The organism is Pedococcus sp. P2_E4, assembly GCF_056403935.1.
Genome location: NZ_JBFUEO010000004.1, coordinates 104,461 through 120,690, shown reverse-complemented (window position 1 = coordinate 120,690; position 16,230 = coordinate 104,461). Strand labels below are relative to the sequence as shown.

At 70.3% G+C, this 16,230-nt stretch carries 15 protein-coding genes; 11 read left to right on the top strand and 4 right to left on the bottom strand.

What is annotated here, in order from left to right:
• Window positions 1-9 precede the first annotated feature (9 nt).
• Complete coding sequence (locus tag AC1DV7_RS03805; RefSeq protein WP_477594741.1) at window positions 10-1,512, bottom strand: long-chain-fatty-acid--CoA ligase; 1,503 nt, start codon at window positions 1,510-1,512, stop codon at window positions 10-12.
• Window positions 1,513-1,641: 129 nt separating this feature from the next.
• Between AC1DV7_RS03805 and ligA the strand changes: the two genes are divergently transcribed.
• On the top strand, window positions 1,642-3,858 hold the full coding sequence (gene ligA / locus AC1DV7_RS03800; protein WP_477594739.1) for an NAD-dependent DNA ligase LigA: 2,217 nt from the start codon (window positions 1,642-1,644) through the stop codon (window positions 3,856-3,858).
• Window positions 3,855-4,322 (top strand): mycothiol transferase, encoded by a 468-nt coding sequence (locus AC1DV7_RS03795; protein WP_477594737.1) that lies wholly within the window; start codon window positions 3,855-3,857, stop codon window positions 4,320-4,322. Before ligA ends, AC1DV7_RS03795 begins: the two co-directional genes overlap by 4 nt.
• A gap of 67 nt (window positions 4,323-4,389) precedes the next feature.
• On the opposite strand, the gene AC1DV7_RS03790 is transcribed toward AC1DV7_RS03795, so the two are convergent.
• Complete coding sequence (locus tag AC1DV7_RS03790; protein ID WP_477594735.1) at window positions 4,390-4,602, bottom strand: hypothetical protein; 213 nt, start codon at window positions 4,600-4,602, stop codon at window positions 4,390-4,392.
• Between the two features lie 119 nt (window positions 4,603-4,721).
• Here AC1DV7_RS03790 and AC1DV7_RS03785 point away from each other — a divergent pair, with 119 nt between their 5' ends.
• Complete coding sequence (locus AC1DV7_RS03785) at window positions 4,722-6,128, top strand: tannase/feruloyl esterase family alpha/beta hydrolase (protein WP_477594733.1); 1,407 nt, start codon at window positions 4,722-4,724, stop codon at window positions 6,126-6,128.
• Window positions 6,129-6,163: 35 nt separating this feature from the next.
• Here AC1DV7_RS03785 and AC1DV7_RS03780 read toward each other — a convergent pair whose 3' ends face one another.
• Window positions 6,164-6,892 (bottom strand): FadR/GntR family transcriptional regulator, encoded by a 729-nt coding sequence (locus tag AC1DV7_RS03780; RefSeq protein ID WP_477594731.1) that lies wholly within the window; start codon window positions 6,890-6,892, stop codon window positions 6,164-6,166.
• A 155-nt stretch (window positions 6,893-7,047) separates the two neighbouring features.
• Between AC1DV7_RS03780 and AC1DV7_RS03775 the strand changes: the two genes are divergently transcribed.
• The 8 genes from AC1DV7_RS03775 to AC1DV7_RS03740 all read left to right on the top strand — a co-directional run bounded on the left by AC1DV7_RS03775 (window position 7,048) and on the right by AC1DV7_RS03740 (window position 15,972).
• Window positions 7,048-7,575, top strand: coding sequence for a gluconokinase (locus tag AC1DV7_RS03775; RefSeq protein ID WP_477594729.1), 528 nt, complete (start codon window positions 7,048-7,050; stop codon window positions 7,573-7,575).
• Window positions 7,572-8,984: a GntP family permease gene (locus tag AC1DV7_RS03770; RefSeq protein WP_477594727.1), complete on the top strand. Its 1,413-nt coding sequence runs from the start codon at window positions 7,572-7,574 to the stop codon at window positions 8,982-8,984. The genes AC1DV7_RS03775 and AC1DV7_RS03770 overlap by 4 nt, the downstream gene beginning before the upstream one ends.
• Window positions 8,985-9,065: 81 nt before the next feature.
• The gene (gene prfB, locus AC1DV7_RS03765; protein ID WP_477594725.1) at window positions 9,066-10,181 is read left to right on the top strand and encodes a peptide chain release factor 2; all 1,116 of its coding nucleotides are present in this window, start codon (window positions 9,066-9,068) and stop codon (window positions 10,179-10,181) included.
• Window positions 10,182-10,321: 140 nt separating this feature from the next.
• Window positions 10,322-11,011, top strand: a complete 690-nt coding sequence (gene ftsE / locus AC1DV7_RS03760) for a cell division ATP-binding protein FtsE (RefSeq protein WP_477594723.1) — start codon at window positions 10,322-10,324, stop codon at window positions 11,009-11,011.
• Window positions 11,012-11,069: 58 nt separating this feature from the next.
• Window positions 11,070-11,978, top strand: a complete 909-nt coding sequence (gene ftsX / locus AC1DV7_RS03755) for a permease-like cell division protein FtsX (protein ID WP_477594721.1) — start codon at window positions 11,070-11,072, stop codon at window positions 11,976-11,978.
• A 180-nt stretch (window positions 11,979-12,158) separates the two neighbouring features.
• Window positions 12,159-13,475, top strand: a complete 1,317-nt coding sequence (locus AC1DV7_RS03750) for a M23 family metallopeptidase (RefSeq protein ID WP_477594719.1) — start codon at window positions 12,159-12,161, stop codon at window positions 13,473-13,475.
• Window positions 13,476-13,572: 97 nt separating this feature from the next.
• On the top strand, window positions 13,573-14,043 hold the full coding sequence (gene smpB / locus AC1DV7_RS03745; RefSeq protein ID WP_477594717.1) for an SsrA-binding protein SmpB: 471 nt from the start codon (window positions 13,573-13,575) through the stop codon (window positions 14,041-14,043).
• A 3-nt stretch (window positions 14,044-14,046) separates the two neighbouring features.
• Window positions 14,047-15,972, top strand: a complete 1,926-nt coding sequence (locus AC1DV7_RS03740; protein ID WP_477594715.1) for a DUF2207 domain-containing protein — start codon at window positions 14,047-14,049, stop codon at window positions 15,970-15,972.
• Between the two features lie 83 nt (window positions 15,973-16,055).
• Here AC1DV7_RS03740 and AC1DV7_RS03735 read toward each other — a convergent pair whose 3' ends face one another.
• Complete coding sequence (locus tag AC1DV7_RS03735) at window positions 16,056-16,229, bottom strand: CsbD family protein (protein WP_477594713.1); 174 nt, start codon at window positions 16,227-16,229, stop codon at window positions 16,056-16,058.
• Window position 16,230 lies beyond the last annotated feature (1 nt).

The window sequence follows — 16,230 nt, the reverse complement described above, 5'->3', positions numbered from 1 at the left end:
CGTGGTGCGTCAGGCGTCGGCCGGCTTGCGCACCTCGCGGCGCAGGATCTTGCCCGTCGGGCCCTTGGGCAGCTCGTCGACCTGCCACACGTGACGCGGGTACTTGTACGCCGCGATCTTCTCCTTGACGAACGCCTGGATGTCCTCGAGCGTCGCAGTGGCGCCGGGGCGCAGGGCCACGGCCGCGCCGACGTCCTCGCCCAGCAGGTCGTCGGGCACCGCCACGACGGCCGCCTCGAGCACGTCGGGGTGCGTGTACAGCACCTCCTCGACCTCCCGCGGGTACACGTTCATGCCACCGCGCAGGATCATGTCCTTCTTGCGGTCGACGATGGTGAAGTAGCCCTCGTCGTCGACGGTCGCCAGGTCGCCGGTGCGGAACCAGCCGTCAGGGATGGCCTCGGCGGTCGCCTCGGGGTTCTGCCAGTACCCCTTCATGACGTTGTCGCCACGGATCGCGATCTCGCCGACGCCCTCACCGGCGGGGACGTCGTTGCCGTCGAGGTCGACGAGCTTCATCTCGCAGCCGGGGATCGCGACGCCTATGGTGCCGGGCTTGCGCTCGCGGTCGGGCATGTTGAACGACGCGACGGGTGAGGTCTCGGACAGGCCGTAGCCCTCGAGGATCATGCAGCCGAACTTCTCCTCGAACGACCGCATGACCTCCAGCGGCATCGCCGACCCACCCGAGCAACAGGTGCGCAGGGACGAGGCGTCGAGGGCGTCGGAGTCGGGGTGGTTGAGGATCGCGGCGTACATCGTCGGGACACCCATGAAGATGGAGACCTTCTCGTTGCCGATGACCTTGATCGCCTCGGCGGGGTCGAACCGGGGGATCAGCGCGAGCGCGGCACCGGCGATCACGGCGGCGTTGAGGCCGACCACGAGGCCGAACACGTGGAACAGCGGCAGGCAGCCCATGATGACGTCGTCGGGTCGGGTGTTCTGGATGTCGACGGCCGACCGGTAGGCGTTGAGGTGCACGTTGCGGTGCGTGAGCTCGGCGCCCTTGGGGCGGCCCGTGGTGCCCGAGGTGTAGAGCACGATGGCCGTGTCGTCGTCCTCGCGGGGCGTCGGCTCGGCGATCGGGTCGCCGTCCTCGAGCGCACCGTCGACCGGTCCCATCGGGCCGCAGGGCACGATCCGGGTCCCGGAGTTCTCGGCCCCCTTGGTGGCCTCCTCGACGAAGTCCGGCCAGACGAAGGCCACCTTGGCCCCGGAGTTGGTGAAGAAGAAGTCGATCTCGCCGGACTTCAGCAGCGGGTTCATCGGCACGACGATCGCGCCCGCGAGCAGCGACCCGAAGAACACGACGGGGAAGGCGGGGACGTTGGGCAGGATGATCGCCACCCGGTCGCCGGGCTCGACTCCGGCGGCACGGAGCTGCCCGGCGACCTTGGCCGCGAGGCCGTGGATCTGGGCGTAGCTGAGGTCGTTGCCCATGAACTTGATGGCGGCCCGGTCCGGCTTCTCGGTGGCCGTGGTCACCAGGTTGGTGGCGAGATTCGTCATGACGCAGGCTCCTCGGGCGCTGGGGGGCTGGTTTCCCGCCATCCTCTCCGGTGGGTGGGCGGTTTGGCTACGGGTTCCGGTATGCTGGGTGGTCGCCACCCGAGGCGGGTGCAGCCGCCGGCGGGCGTGATGGCGCACCGCGCCGCCGGCGCTGCGGGGGGCGCCGTCAGGGGCGTGCGGCAGGATGGGCCCGTGACCGAGAACGACTCGACGACCGCACCCGGACCCGACGCCGACGAGGCTCCCGCCCCCGCCACCGAGGCTGCTCGGCACGAGTGGGCGGACCTGGCCGAGCAGGCCACGGCGGCCCAGTTCGCCTACCACGTCAAGGATGCCCCGACGATCAGCGACGGCGACTACGACGCCCTGATCCGCAGGCTCAACGCGCTGGAGGAGGAGTTCCCCGAGCTGCGCACCCCTGAGAGCCCGACCCAGCAGGTCGGTGGCGCGGTCTTCTCCACGGACTTCACGGCGGTCGACCACCTCGAGCGCATGCTCTCCCTCGACAACTGCTTCTCTCCCGAGGAGCTCGCGGCATGGGCCGCACGCGTGGCCCGCGACGCGGGCTCGGCCGACTACCACTACCTGTGTGAGCTCAAGATCGACGGGCTGGCCGTCAACCTGCTCTACGAGCAGGGGCGGCTGGTCCGGGCGCTCACCCGAGGCGATGGCCGCACGGGCGAGGACGTCACCAACAACGTCAAGACGATCGAGGGCATCCCGCACCAGCTCGCCGGGTCGGACCACCCCGCCCGTGTCGAGGTCCGCGGTGAGGTCTACTTCCCGGTCGAGGCGTTCGGCGACCTCAACGCGAGCCTGGTCGAGGCCGGCAAGGCGCCCTATGCCAACCCGCGCAACACCGCCGCAGGCTCCCTGCGGCAGAAGGACCCCCGCGTCACGGCGAGCCGCGGGCTGCGGATGCTGGTGCACGGCATCGGGCTGCGCGAGGGCTTCGAGCTGACCCGCCAGTCCCAGGCCTACGACCTGTTCCGCGAGTGGGGCCTGCCGATCTCGACGCACTACCGCGTGCTCGACTCGATCGAGGCCGTGCAGCAGTTCATCGACCAGTACGGCGAGGAGCGGCACAGCGTCGAGCACGAGCTGGACGGCATCGTCATCAAGGTCGACGAGATAAGCCTGCAGCGCCGGCTGGGCTCGACGTCGCGCGCACCCCGGTGGGCCATCGCCTTCAAGTACCCGCCCGAGGAGGTCAACACCAAGCTCCTCGACATCCTCGTCAACGTCGGCCGCACCGGCCGGGTGACGCCGTTCGGGGTGATGGAGCCAGTGGTCGTGGCGGGGTCCACGGTCGAGCGGGCGACGCTGCACAACGCCGACGAGGTCCGCCGCAAGGGCGTGCTGATCGGCGACACGGTGGTGCTGCGAAAGGCCGGCGACGTCATCCCCGAGATCCTCGGGCCGGTGGTCGACCTGCGTGACGGCAGCGAGCGCGCGTTCGTGATGCCCACGGAGTGTCCTTCGTGTGGCACGCCCCTGGCGCCCGAGAAGGAGGGCGACAAGGACATCCGCTGCCCGAACTCCCGCACCTGCCCTTCGCAGCTGAGGGAGCGGCTGGCTGGTCTCGCCGGCCGCGGCGCGTTCGACATCGAGGCCCTGGGCTGGGAGGGCGCGGGCGCGCTCCTCGACTCCGGGGTGATCGAGGACGAGAGCGGCCTCTTCGGCCTCGCCGGCGAGGCGGGGCGTTCTCGTCTGGTGACGGTCCCGCTCTTCACCCGGGCCGCCAAGAAGACCGACCCGGAGGACGCCGTCGTCGACGGGAAGGTGCTGTCCGCCAACGGGATCCGCCTCACCGAGAACCTCGAGCAGGCCAAGCAGCAGCCGCTCTGGCGCGTCCTCGTCGCCCTCTCGATCCGCCACGTCGGACCCACGGCTGCCCGTGCCCTGGCGCAGCAGTTCGGGTCGATGACCGCGATCCGCGAGGCCACCAAGGAGCAGCTCGCGGGTGCCGAGGGCGTCGGTGGCGTGATCGCCGACGCGGTGCGCGAGTGGTTCGACGCCGAGGGCAACGACTGGCACCTGCGGATCATCGACCAGTGGGCCGCCGACGGCGTGCTCATGCAGGACGAGCGCGACGAGTCGGTGGAGCAGACCCTCGCGGGGCTGACCGTCGTCGTCACCGGGTCACTCGAGGGCTTCTCCCGCGACTCGGCCAAGGAGGCGATCCTGTCGCGTGGCGGCAAGGCGTCGGGCTCGGTCTCGAAGAAGACCGACTACGTGGTCGTCGGCGAGAACGCCGGCACCAAGGAGGACAAGGCCCGCGAGCTGGGTCGCCCGATCCTCGACGAGGACGGTTTCCGGCGGCTGCTCGAGACCGGCAAGCCATGATCGACAAGGACACCTACCTGCGCTTCTGCGACGAGGCGCTGGTGGCGATGCGCGACATCGTCGTCGACCTCGGCGACGACCTGGCCAACCGCCGGCCGGACCTGCCCGGCGCGAACAGCCCGTTCGCGATCCTGACGCACTGCCTCGGCATGTGCGCCGCCTGGGCGTCCACGACCAACCTCGGTGAGGTCGTCCCGCGAGACCGTACGGGCGAGTTCACCGCCACGGGCAGCGTGGCCGACCTCTCAGCGGACACGGATCGCCTCCGTCGGAGCCTGTCCGCGTGGGTCGCGGCCAGCGACGTGGGTGCACCGCCTGCGAACCCCGACCCTCGCGACGGGTACGCCACGCAGGGCGAGGTGCTGCTGCACGTCTACGAGGAGCTGGCCCAGCACCGCGGCCAGCTCGAGATCACCCGAGACGTGCTCCGGCAGCCGGCGGCCCCCACTCCTGATCTCCCCTGAACCGTCGGGGACCGCCGGCGCGTCGTGAGCGCGCGTCTGCTGTCGCAGCCGCTGCGACTGAGTCGGGTCAGCCGCCCCCACCTCCGCCACCGCCGCCACCGCCGAAGCCCCCCATGGCCACGCCGGCGGTCCACATGCCGCCAGCCCCGGAGTCCTTCTCCTTGAGGCACTTGCCGCAGCGGATGTACCGCTGGCCGTCGGTGGTCTGGGCCCACTCCCAGGAGTGGTGCAGGTTGAACCGGCACGACACCGGCTTCCGCAGGGGCGCTGAGGTGATCATGCTCGCAACAAGCGACTGGGGCCGGCAAAGGGTTGTCGCCCTCGGCGCGGAGCCGCACACGCGGCATACCTGCATTGTGTGAGGCGTCCACATTGGCTCGGACCGGACGCGGATGAACCATGACCACCATGCGCCCGACAACGACGTCACGCCGGCGGATCGCCGCCCTCGCCACTGCTGCCGCCCTCGCCCTCGGCGGGGCTCTCCTCACGGCCGGCCCCGCCAGCGCCAGCGAGCCTGCAGGCCACTGCGCGGGGGAGTCGGAGATCGCCGTCCCCGGCGCCGAGCGGCAGAAGGTTGCCTGCCTTGGCGACCTCACCACGGCGGGCACGCTGGTGAGCGGCCACACCAACCAGTCCGACTGGAACGGTCTGCACGCTCCCGGCACGGTCAACCCCACCGGCGTCCCAGGCCTGCAGGTGGACGGGTACTTCCCCGACACCTCGACCACCAACACCAACAACGGCTGGAACCACGACAGCCAGTTCGTGCTCCGCATCCCGGACGACTGGAACGGCGGGCTGGTCGTCACCGGCGCGCCGGGCGTGCGCGGCCAGTACGCGAACGACTTCATCATCGGCGACTGGGTGCTGAGCAAGGGGTTCGCGTTCGCGTCGACGGACAAGGGCAACATGGGCGCCAAGTTCTACGCCGACGGCTCGGTGCCTGGTGGGTCCATCGCGGAGTGGCACCGGCGCGTCACCCAGCTGACGGTGGCGGCCAAGGCGGTCGTGAAGCAGGCCTACGGCAAGAAGGCCAAGCGCACCTACATGGCGGGCATCTCGAACGGTGGCTACCTGACCCGCTGGCAGCTCGAGAACAACCCGAAGCTGTTCGACGGCGGCCTCGACTGGGAGGGGACGCTGTTCCGCGCCGAGGGCCCCAACCTCCTGACCTACCTGCCGACGGCGCTCACGGAGTACCCGAGGTACGCCGCGTCCGGTGGCACCGACCAGGCCGCCCACGACGCCATGATCGCGGCGGGCTTCGCACCCGGCTCGGAGTTCCTGTGGCCGTTCCACCACACCGTGTACTGGGACCTCACCCAGCGGATCTACCGCGAGGAGCTCGACCCCCAGTGGGACGGCGACCTCGACGCCGGCAACCCCTTCTGCGCCAGCGGCACCCCGAGCTGCGACGCCGACTACGACTACGCGTCCCGGCCGCAGTCGGTCAAGGACGCCGTGGCCTCGATCTCGCTGACCGGCAGGATCGGCAAGCCGATGATCACGGTCCACGGCACGCTGGACACCCTCCTGCCGCCGGCCACGGACTCCGACGTCTACGACGCCCTGGTCGACGACGCCGGTGCGGGGGAGAGGCACCGCTACTACCTGGTCGAGGACGGCACCCACACCGATGGCCTCTACCCGGCGTTCCCCACCCGGTTGCGCCCGCTGTTGCCCTGCGCCCGCAGCGCCTTCGACGCGCTCACGGCGTGGGTCGAGTCCGGCACGCCGCCGCCTGCCGACGGCACCTACCCGCGGCCGGCCGGGGGAGACCTGCTCAACACCTGCACGCTCTGAGGGGACTGGCCGGCGCCCGGTCGTCCTCTGGGCGGTCAGGCGCCGGTGTCGTCCTTGGCCCCGCGCACGGCGTCGCTGGCCTCGTCGATGATGGCCGCCATCGCGGCGGAGGCGGCGGGCGCGTCGCCTGCGCCGATGGCCTGCGCCACGTCCGAGTGGAGCCGGATGGCGACCGGGTTGGGGGTCGAGGGCATGAGGTCGTGGTGCGTGCGCCCGGCCAGCACCTCTGTGACGACCGTCGAGAGGGCCGCGAGCATCTCGTTGCCGGAGGCCTCGAGCATCGTGCGGTGGAAGAGCGAGTCCGCCGCGAGGTAGGCCTCGAGGTCACCGGCCTTGGCGTGCACCGTCATCTGCATGACGGCCGTGGCCAAGGTCCCGCACTGCTCGGCCGTGGCGCGCCCGGCCGCCAGCCCGGCCGCCACCGGCTCGAACCCCCGCCGGAGCTCGCCGAGCGACACGAGCTGGTCCTCGCGGTCCGGACCGGCCAGCCGCCAGCGGATGATGCGTGGGTCGAAGACGTTCCACTCCGAGCGCGGCCGCACGCGGACCCCCAGGCGGCGTCGGGTCTCGACGAGCCCCATCGAGGACAGCACGCGCACCGCCTCACGGACCACCGAGCGGGACACCCCGAACCGCTCGTCGAGCTGGTCGATCCGCAGCACCGAGTCGACGGCTGCCGCGCCGGAGACGATCTCCTGGCCGAGGGCGTCTAGGACGCTGCCGTGCAGGCCGTCGTGGCTGGCCGTGGCCGGTTCGCGGGACATGGCCACAGCGTGCCACAGACCGGGCGTTTCGAGACCGATAAGGCATTAAAACAGATTTATCTGCGCCAATCCCTTGATAAATAGGTGCTAGTGCTTCACTCTGGTGTCGCGCCTCGACGGTGAGACGCCCGAGCCGGACACAGGAGTCACGGAGCATGCACCTCCCCACACACCCACCCCTCGTCGTGGTGATGGGGGTGTCCGGCTCTGGCAAGACCACGGTCGGCGCTGCCCTCGCCCAGCGGCTGGCCGTCCCGTTCGCGGACGCGGACGACTTCCACCCGCCCGAGAACATCACCAAGATGTCGGCCGGCATCCCCCTGGACGACGACGACCGCCGCCCCTGGCTCGAGACGATCGCCGCCTGGCTGGCCGCCCACGCCGGGCAGGGCGGGGTCGTCAGCTGCTCCGCGCTCAAGCGCAGCTACCGGACCATCCTCAGCTCGCAGGCGCCGCAGACGGCCTTCGTGCACCTGCACGGAGAGCGCGACGTCGTCGCCGCCCGCGTGGCGGGCCGGCCAGGGCACTTCATGCCCGCCGCCCTCGTCGACTCCCAGTTCAGCACCCTCGAGCCGCTGGCCGCCGACGAACCCGGCGTCGCCATCGACCTCGACCACCCCGTGGACGCGCTCGTGGAGCAGTCCGTCACCGCCCTCACCCACCTCGCAGGAGCCACCTCATGACCACCAGCGCACTCTCCGTGCTGTCCGCACTGCCCACGGGACTCCTCGGGGCCGACCCCGAGATCCCCGACATCCCCGCCGCACGCCTGATCCCGGCAGCGCTGATCGGCATCGCGGTGATCGTCTTCCTCATCACCAACTTCAAGATCCACCCGTTCCTCGGGCTGGCCCTGGGCTCCCTGACCGTGGGTGCCGTGGCCGGAGTCGCGATGGATGCCACCATCGCCAGCTTCACCAAGGGCTTCGGCTCCACGGCGGCAGGGGTCGGCACGCTGATCGCGCTCGGTGCGATGTTCGGCAAGCTGCTCGCCGACTCCGGCGGCGCCGACGAGATCGTCGACACCATCGTCGGCCGGTCCTCGACGCGCACCCTCCCGTGGGCGATGGCCGGTGTGGGCGCGCTGATCGGCCTGCCGATGTTCTTCGAGATCGGCCTCGTCCTGCTGATGCCGGTCATCTTCCTCGTGGCACGGCGCTCCGGACTGTCCCTGGTCAAGGTCGGCATCCCGGCCCTCGCGGGCCTGTCCGCGATGCACGGCCTCGTGCCCCCGCACCCCGGCCCGCTCGTCGCCATCGACGCCCTCAAGGCCAACCTCGGCATCACCCTCGGCTTCGGCGTGCTCGTCGCGCTCCCGACCATCGCGATCGCCGGCCCCTTCTTCGCCCGGTTCGCAGCCCGCTGGGTCGACGTCCCCGCTCCCGAGCTGTTCGCGACCCACGAGACCGAGGGCGACGTGAAGCAGCGCCCGACCTTCGCCGTCACGCTGTTCGCCGTGCTCACCCCAGTCACCCTGATGATGGGCAAGGCGCTCGCGGACATCTTCGCCGCCGAGGACAACCCGGTGCGCAAGGCCCTCGACTTCCTCGGCACGCCGCTCATCGCCCTGCTCATCGCCGTCATCGTCGGCATGTTCACCCTGGGCCGCGGCGCCGGCATGGGCACCAAGGAGCTGGCGACGTCGCTCGAGAAGTCCCTGCCGCCCATCGCGGGCATCCTGCTCATCGTGGCTGCCGGTGGTGGCTTCAAGCAGACCTTGGTCGACACGGGCATCGGCGGCCTCGTCGCGGACTGGGTGCAGGACTCCGGCTTCAGCGTCCTGCTGCTGGCGTGGGTCGTGGCGGTCCTCATCCGACTCGCCACGGGCTCGGCCACTGTCGCGACCGTCACCGCCTCGGGCATCCTCGCCCCGCTCGCAGCGGGGATGTCGACCAACGAGGTGTCGCTGCTCGTGCTGGCCATCGGCGCCGGCTCGGTCTTCTTCTCCCACGTCAACGACGCCGGCTTCTGGCTCGTCAAGGAGTACTTCGGCCTCAGCGTCGGCCAGACCATCAAGACCTGGTCGCTCATGGAGACCCTGCTCTCGATCTCCGGCCTGGTCTTCGTCCTCATCCTCGGCCTGGTCGTCTGACCCTGGCCTGGGAGGCGGGTATGCCGCGTGGCCCGGCCACGCGGCATACCCGTCTGTCGCGGTGCCATAGAGTTGACTCTCGTGGCCACCGACTTTCCCCAAGAGATCAAGAACCTCCGCGCGACGATGGATTCCGTGCGTGAGGTGACGGACCTGGCGGCTGTCCAGCAGCAGATCACGGAGCTGGAGGCGAAGGCCTCGGCCCCCGACCTGTGGGACGACCCGGACGCTGCCCAGCAGGTGACCTCTGCGCTGTCGCGGGCCAACAACGAGTACGAGCGCGTGACCGGCATGGACCAGCGGATCGACGACCTCGAGACACTCGTCGAGATGGGCACCGAGGACGGGGGAGACCCCGAGACGATGGCCGAGGCCGAGAAGGAGCTCGTGTCCCTCCAGAAGGCCGTCGGCGAGCTCGAGGTCCGCACCCTGCTCTCGGGGGAGTACGACTCCCGCGAGGCCGTCGTGACCATCCGCTCCGGCGCCGGGGGAGTCGACGCCGCGGACTTCGCCGAGATGCTCATGCGGATGTACCTGCGCTGGGCCGAGCGGCACGGCTACCCCACCCAGGTGATGGACACGTCCTACGCCGAGGAGGCCGGGCTGAAGTCGGCGACCTTCGAGGTCAACGTGCCCTACGCGTTCGGCAACCTGTCGGTCGAGGCCGGCACTCACCGGCTGGTGCGGATCAGCCCGTTCGACAACCAGGGGCGGCGCCAGACGAGCTTCGCGGCGGTCGAGGTCATCCCGCTCATCGAGCAGACGGACCACATCGAGATCCCCGAGAACGAGATCAAGGTCGACGTGTTCCGCTCCAGCGGTCCCGGCGGCCAGAGCGTCAACACCACCGACTCCGCCGTCCGCATGACGCACATCCCGACCGGCATCGTGGTCTCGATGCAGAACGAGAAGTCGCAGATCCAGAACCGTGCAGCGGCCCTGCGCGTCCTGCAGTCGCGGCTGCTGCTCCAGCGCCAGGCCGAGGAGGCAGCAGAGCGCAAGGAGATGGCCGGCGACGTCAAGGCCAGCTGGGGCGACCAGATGCGCTCCTACGTCCTGCAGCCGTACCAGATGGTCAAGGACCTGCGCACGGAGTACGAGGTGGGCAACCCGTCGTCGGTCTTCGACGGCGACATCGACGGCTTCATCGAGGCCGGGGTGCGCTGGCGCAAGGAGCAGTCCAAGCTCGGCGGCTGACGCCGCCCGCAACGCCGAGAACCGGCGGCTGCACGCCATACCAAGGTTGCCGACCTATCCTCGGGTGCGTCGTGCGTGCTTGCGCGCGCGGTCGTATGCCGTGTTCACCCGCCCCCGCCCGTAAGGCTCACTCCCCGCGCATGATCCGCTTCGAGAACGTCAGCAAGGTCTATCCCCGGTCGACCCGACCGGCCCTGAGCGACATCACCCTCGACGTCGAGCGTGGCGAGTTCGTCTTCGTCGTCGGGGCCTCCGGGTCCGGCAAGTCGACGCTGCTGCGCCTGGTCCTCAAGGAGGAACGCGCCACCCAGGGCACGGTCCTCGTCGCCGGCCAGGAGGTCGGAAAGCTGCCTCAGCGCAAGGTGCCCAGGCTGCGTCGCGAGATCGGCACCGTCTTCCAGGACTTCCGGCTGCTCCCCAACAAGACCGTCTACCAGAACGTCGCGTTCGCCCTGCAGGTCCTCGGCCGCTCCGGCCACGCGATCCGGCAGGTCGTGCCCGAGACGCTCGAGATGGTCGGCCTCGAGGGCAAGGAGAAGCGGCTGCCACACGAGCTGTCCGGTGGTGAGCAGCAGCGCGTCGCCATCGCCCGGGCCTTCGTCAACAAGCCGCCGATCCTGCTGTGCGACGAGCCGACCGGCAACCTCGACCCGACCACCTCCCTGGACATCGTCCGGCTGCTCGACCGGATCAACCGCACCGGCACCACGATCGTCATGGCGACGCACGACGACGACATCGTCGACCAGCTGCGCAAGCGCGTCGTCGAGCTCAAGAACGGCCACATCGTCCGCGACGAGAACAAGGGCGTCTACGGCAGCGGCCGCTGAGCCGCCCCGACTCCCACCTCCAGGCACCTGACCGAGACATCGGAAGAGACTCCACCCCATGCGACTGCAGTTCATCCTCAGCGAGATCTGGACCGGCCTGCGCCGGAACCTGTCGATCGCGGTGTCGGTCATGCTCGTCACCACGGTCTCGCTGTACCTGCTCGGCCTCGGGTTGCTGCTGCAGCGCGAGGTCGACACCCTCAAGGGCTACTGGTACGACCGGATCCAGGTGTCGGTGTTCATGTGCGGCCAGGACTCCGCCGAGGCGAACTGTGGCGGCAAGGCGGTCACCGATGAGCAGCGGTCGGCGCTCAAGGCCCAGCTCGAGCAGATGAAGCCGCTGGTCAAGAACATCTACTTCGAGTCCGAGCAGCAGGCCTACGACCGGTTCCAGGAGCAGTTCCGCAACAGTCCGCTGGCCAGCAACATCCGCGTCGGCGACATCCCGCAGAGCTACCGCGTCCAGCTGTCCGACCCGACCAAGTACGACGTGGTCGTCAGCGCGTTCCAGGGGGCTCCGGGCGTCGGCCGGGTGCAGGACCAGCAGAAGACCCTCGACAAGCTGTTCAAGGTGATGAACGGCGTGACGGTCGCATCGCTGGTGCTGGCCGCCATCATGATCATCTGCGCCGTGCTGCTGATGGCCACCACCATCCGGCAGGCGGCGTTCACCAGGCGTCGAGAGACCGGGATCATGAAGCTCGTGGGGGCGTCGAACTTCACGATCCGGCTGCCGTTCGTCCTCGAGATCGTGCTCGCCACGCTCGTCGGTGTCTCGGCGGCCGTGGCCCTGCTCTGGAGCACGATGGACCTCGTCGTGGTGCCGTACGTCCGGCGCGAGCTGCCCGACGTGGCCCTCGTGGGCGTGGGCGACGTCTGGGCGATCTCCCCGTGGCTCGCCGGGCTGATGCTCGTCATCGCGGTGACGACGTCCTGGGCCACGCTGCGCCGCTACCTGCGCGTCTGACGCCCGGCCACCCCACGCCGGTCGGTGCGCGGATGCGCCGCCGCCTCGACCGTTTGGTCAGGTCGTGGCCGATTGTCCGGCCTGAATGCGACGAAACGGGTGTGGTTTGTGTTACCAATGAGGCCTATGAGCGCCATCCCCCCGCCCTCCAGCGCGCCCAGACGCCTTCGACGTGACCTGATGAGGCGTCGTGGCGTCGGTCTGTCCCTGGTCTGCTCCCTGGCGCTCGTCGGGTCCACCCTCGCCGCGGCACCCACCGCCGTCGCCGGCGGCACGGCCGGGGTCGTCCAGGGCGCACCTCGCGCCGACGACCCGAAGAAGGCCAAGAAGCAGGTCGACAAGGAGATCGACAACCTCAAGGACGAGCTCGAGGACACCTCGGCCAGCCTCAAGGACGCGTACATCGCACTGCGTCGCACCCAGGCCGCCCTTCCCGTCGCCCAGGCGGCCCTCGACAAGGCCACTGTCGACCTCGAGAAGGCCGACGCCTACAACGACGACATGGCGGTCAAGCTCGAGGTGGCGCAGGCCAACGAGGAGCGCGCCGTCGACGAGCTCGCCAAGACCCGCACCGAGCTCGCGGACAGCCGCCAGCGCGTGGCCCGGTTCGCCTCGCAGCTCTACCAGGACCAGGGGATGGGCCAGCTGTCCGTGGCGCTCAGCGCGACGACCCCCGACGACTTCGCCAACCGGATCGCATTGACCGAGTCGGTCATGGACGTGCAGAACCAGTCCCTGAGCCGACTCGCCACCGCCCAGGCCGCGGCGGTCGCCCAGGAGGCGCACATCAAGGCCCTGCGGGCCGAGGTCGCTGCCGCCAAGAAGGCCGCCGAGGCTGCGCTGGCCAAGGCCACGACGGCCCGTGCCAACGCCGCCGCAGCCAAGGCCAAGCTCGACGCCCTCGCGGTGCAGCAGGCCGCCCAGTCCAAGGCCCTCAAGGCCCAGAAGGCCAGCGAGACCAAGAAGCTCGCCGCCGCCCAGAAGGAGCAGTCCCGGCTGCAGGCCGTCCTGGTCGCTCGGGCCAAGGCCGCCAAGCGTGCCGCAGCCAAGCGCGCCGCTGCGCTGCGCAGGGCCGGCAAGAAGGTCCCCAGGAGCTCGGCCGGCAAGGGCTTCCTGACAGCGCCGTCGAGCGGATGGATCTCGTCCGAGTTCGGCATGCGCTACCACCCGATCCTGCACTACTGGCGGCTGCACGCCGGTCGCGACTACGCGGCCAACTGCGGCACGGCGATCCGCGCGGCAGCCCCCGGCCGGATCATCTCCGCAGGCGGCGCCGGCGGCTACGGCAACCGCATCGAGATCGACCACGGCATCCACCGCGGCGTCGACCTCGTGACGGCCTACAACCACATGGAGCGGTTCGCCGTGCGCGGCGGCTACGTGTCACGGGGCGAGGTCATCGGCTACGTCGGCACCACTGGCACGTCCACTGGCTGCCACCTGCACTTCGAGACCTACGAGGACGGCATACCCAAGGACCCGCGCCGCTGGCTGTGAGCCCGCCCGCGCCGGAACACCCGAGGGGACAGGTAGCGTTGGCCCGCACGGGCGCACGCCCGCGTACCAGCACGCAGACGGGACAGGGAACCAGGCAGTGGCCAAGGAACAGGGTCGCAAGGTGGTGGCGAGCAACCGCAAGGCGCGCCACGACTACCTCATCGAGGACACCTTCGAGGCGGGCCTCGTCCTCATGGGCACCGAGGTGAAGTCCCTGCGCGAGGGTCGGGCGTCGCTCATCGACGGCTACGCGGCCTGGCGGGGCGACGAGCTGTGGCTCGAGGGCGTGCACATCCCCGAGTACGTCAACGGGAACTGGACCAACCACACCCCTCGCCGACGTCGCAAGCTGCTGCTGCACCGCGCCGAGCTCGCCAAGATCATGAAGAAGTCGTCCGAGAGCGGCCACACCATCGTGCCGCTCCAGCTGTACTTCAAGGACGGCCGGGCCAAGGTCGAGATCGCGATCGCCAAGGGCAAGAAGCAGTACGACAAGAGGCAGGCCCTGCGCGAGCGGCAGGACACCCGCGACACCCAGCGCGCGCTGCACGTGCGGGGCGAGCGCTAGGCCATGGTCGGTCACCGGGGGCAGCGACCGTATGCCGTCCGCGCGGCCGCCGTGGTCGTGCTCGCCTTCGCGGCGTGGGTGGCCGCGGGGGGAGTGGCCCTCGCGTCGTCCAGCGAGGACTACGCGACCACGTTCCACGTCGACTTCACGGTGAACGCCGACGGCTCGGTGGACGTGGCCGAGAACATCACCTGGCACTTCCCCGACGGCGAGGAACGGCACGGCATCGAGCGGTTCATCACGGTGCGCGCCGGCTACGACGCGGACCGCTACCGCGAGTACCCGATGAGCGACGTCTCGGCGACCTCTCCCTCGGGAGCCCCGGCCGACGTGTCCGTCTCCGAGACCTCGAGCGGCTCCAGCGCGCGGATCCGTGTCGGCTCGCCCGACGAGACCGTCTCCGGCACCCAGAGCTATGTCGTGCGCTACCGGCTCGAGTCGATCGTCAACGGCTTCGACACGCACGCGGAGTTCTACTACAACCTCATCGACTCCAGCAGCTCCTCGCGCTACGAGAACGTCAGCGCCTCGGTCACGGCACCGGAGCCCAGCGACCGCGCCGAGTGCTACCGCGGTGAGCTCGGGTCGACCGACCGCTGTGAGGCGAAGCCCGGCGCGACCGCGCAGTTCAGCACCCCGTCGGTCGACGCGGGCCAGGGCGTCTCGATCCTGACCTCGATGCCGCGCTCGGCCTTCCCGGGGTCGCTCGACCCCGTCCTGCACGAGGGCGGGGTGTCGGGGTCGGACGGCTCGGGCGAGGTCGTCACGTCGGAAACGGCCAAGACCCTCGGCGCGCTGGCTCTCGGCGCGGGGGTGACCCTGCCCCTGCTGGCCGCCGGACTGATGGGCACCCTCGTCTACACGCGCGGACGCGACGAGCAGTACGCCGGCCTCACCCCGGGGCTGACCCCCGGCACGGGCGACGCCGCCACGGTGGTGCGCGGGGGACCCCGGACCGTCGCCGTGCAGTTCACGCCGCCGGCTGGGGTGCAGCCCGGACTGGTGGGCACCGTCATCGACGAGACCGCCAACACCATCGACGTCTCGGCCACGCTGGTCGACCTCGCCGTCCGCGGCTACCTCACCATGGAGGAGGTCGACAAGTCCTTCGGGCGCAGCGACTGGCGGCTCACCCAGACCACCCCCGGGCCCGACCAGGCCTCGACGCCCCTCCACCGCTACGAGGAGGCCCTGCTCGCCGGGGTCTTCTCGACGGGGTCGCCGGTCATGCTGTCCAGCCTCAAGAACCACTTCAAGTCGACGCTCGACCGCGTCCAGAGCCTGATGTACGACGAGGTCGTGCAACGGGGCTGGTTCCGCCGGTCGCCGTCGGCCCAGCGGGGCAGCTGGGCGGTCCTCGGCGGCCTGCTCGTCTTCGGCCCCCTGTTCGTGCTGTTCAGCTGGGGCCACGTGCTGTTCGAGGTGGGATCCGTGGGGCCGGTCCCCGTGCCGCCGGGGATCGTGCTGGCAGGGGGATCGGTGCTCGCCGGCGTCATCGTGTTCCTGCTCGGGCGGCGGATGGCCTCCCGGACGGCCGACGGCAGCGCGGTGCTGGCGCAGAGCGAAGGCTTCAAGCAGTACCTCGTCACGGCCGAGGCCAACCAGATCAAGTGGGAGGAGGCCAACGACATCTTCAGCCGCTACCTGCCCTACGCGATCGTCTTCGGCGTGGCCTCGCAATGGGCCGCGACCTTCGAGCGCGTCGCCGCGGCGGCGGCGGCCGCAGGCCACTCGCTCATGCCTCCGGTCTGGTACCTCGGCGGCAGCTACGGCTCGTTCGGTGGGATCGCCGACGGCATGGACTCGTTCGCGACCACGGCGGGCGGCACCTTCACGAGCACCCCCGGCAGCTCGGGCGGATCGGGCTTCTCCGGCGGCGGCGGCTTCTCCGGCGGAGGCGGCGGCGGGTCCTCAGGCGGCTCCTGGTAGACACCGCGACCCCCCCGCGCGGAACGGAGCGGGCCGGTCACCTCGAGAGGTGACCGGCCCGCCGTCGTGCGGGGGTGCCGCGCTCAGTCCTTGAAGGCGTCCTTGACCTTCTCGCCGGCCTGCTTCAGGTCGGCTTCGGTCTGGTCGGCGCGTCCCTCGGCCTCGAGGCGCTCGTTGTCGGTGGCCTTGCCTGTGGCTTCCTTGGCCTTACCGGCGGCGTCGTCCTTGGCGTTATCCAACTTGTCGGTCAGTCCCATG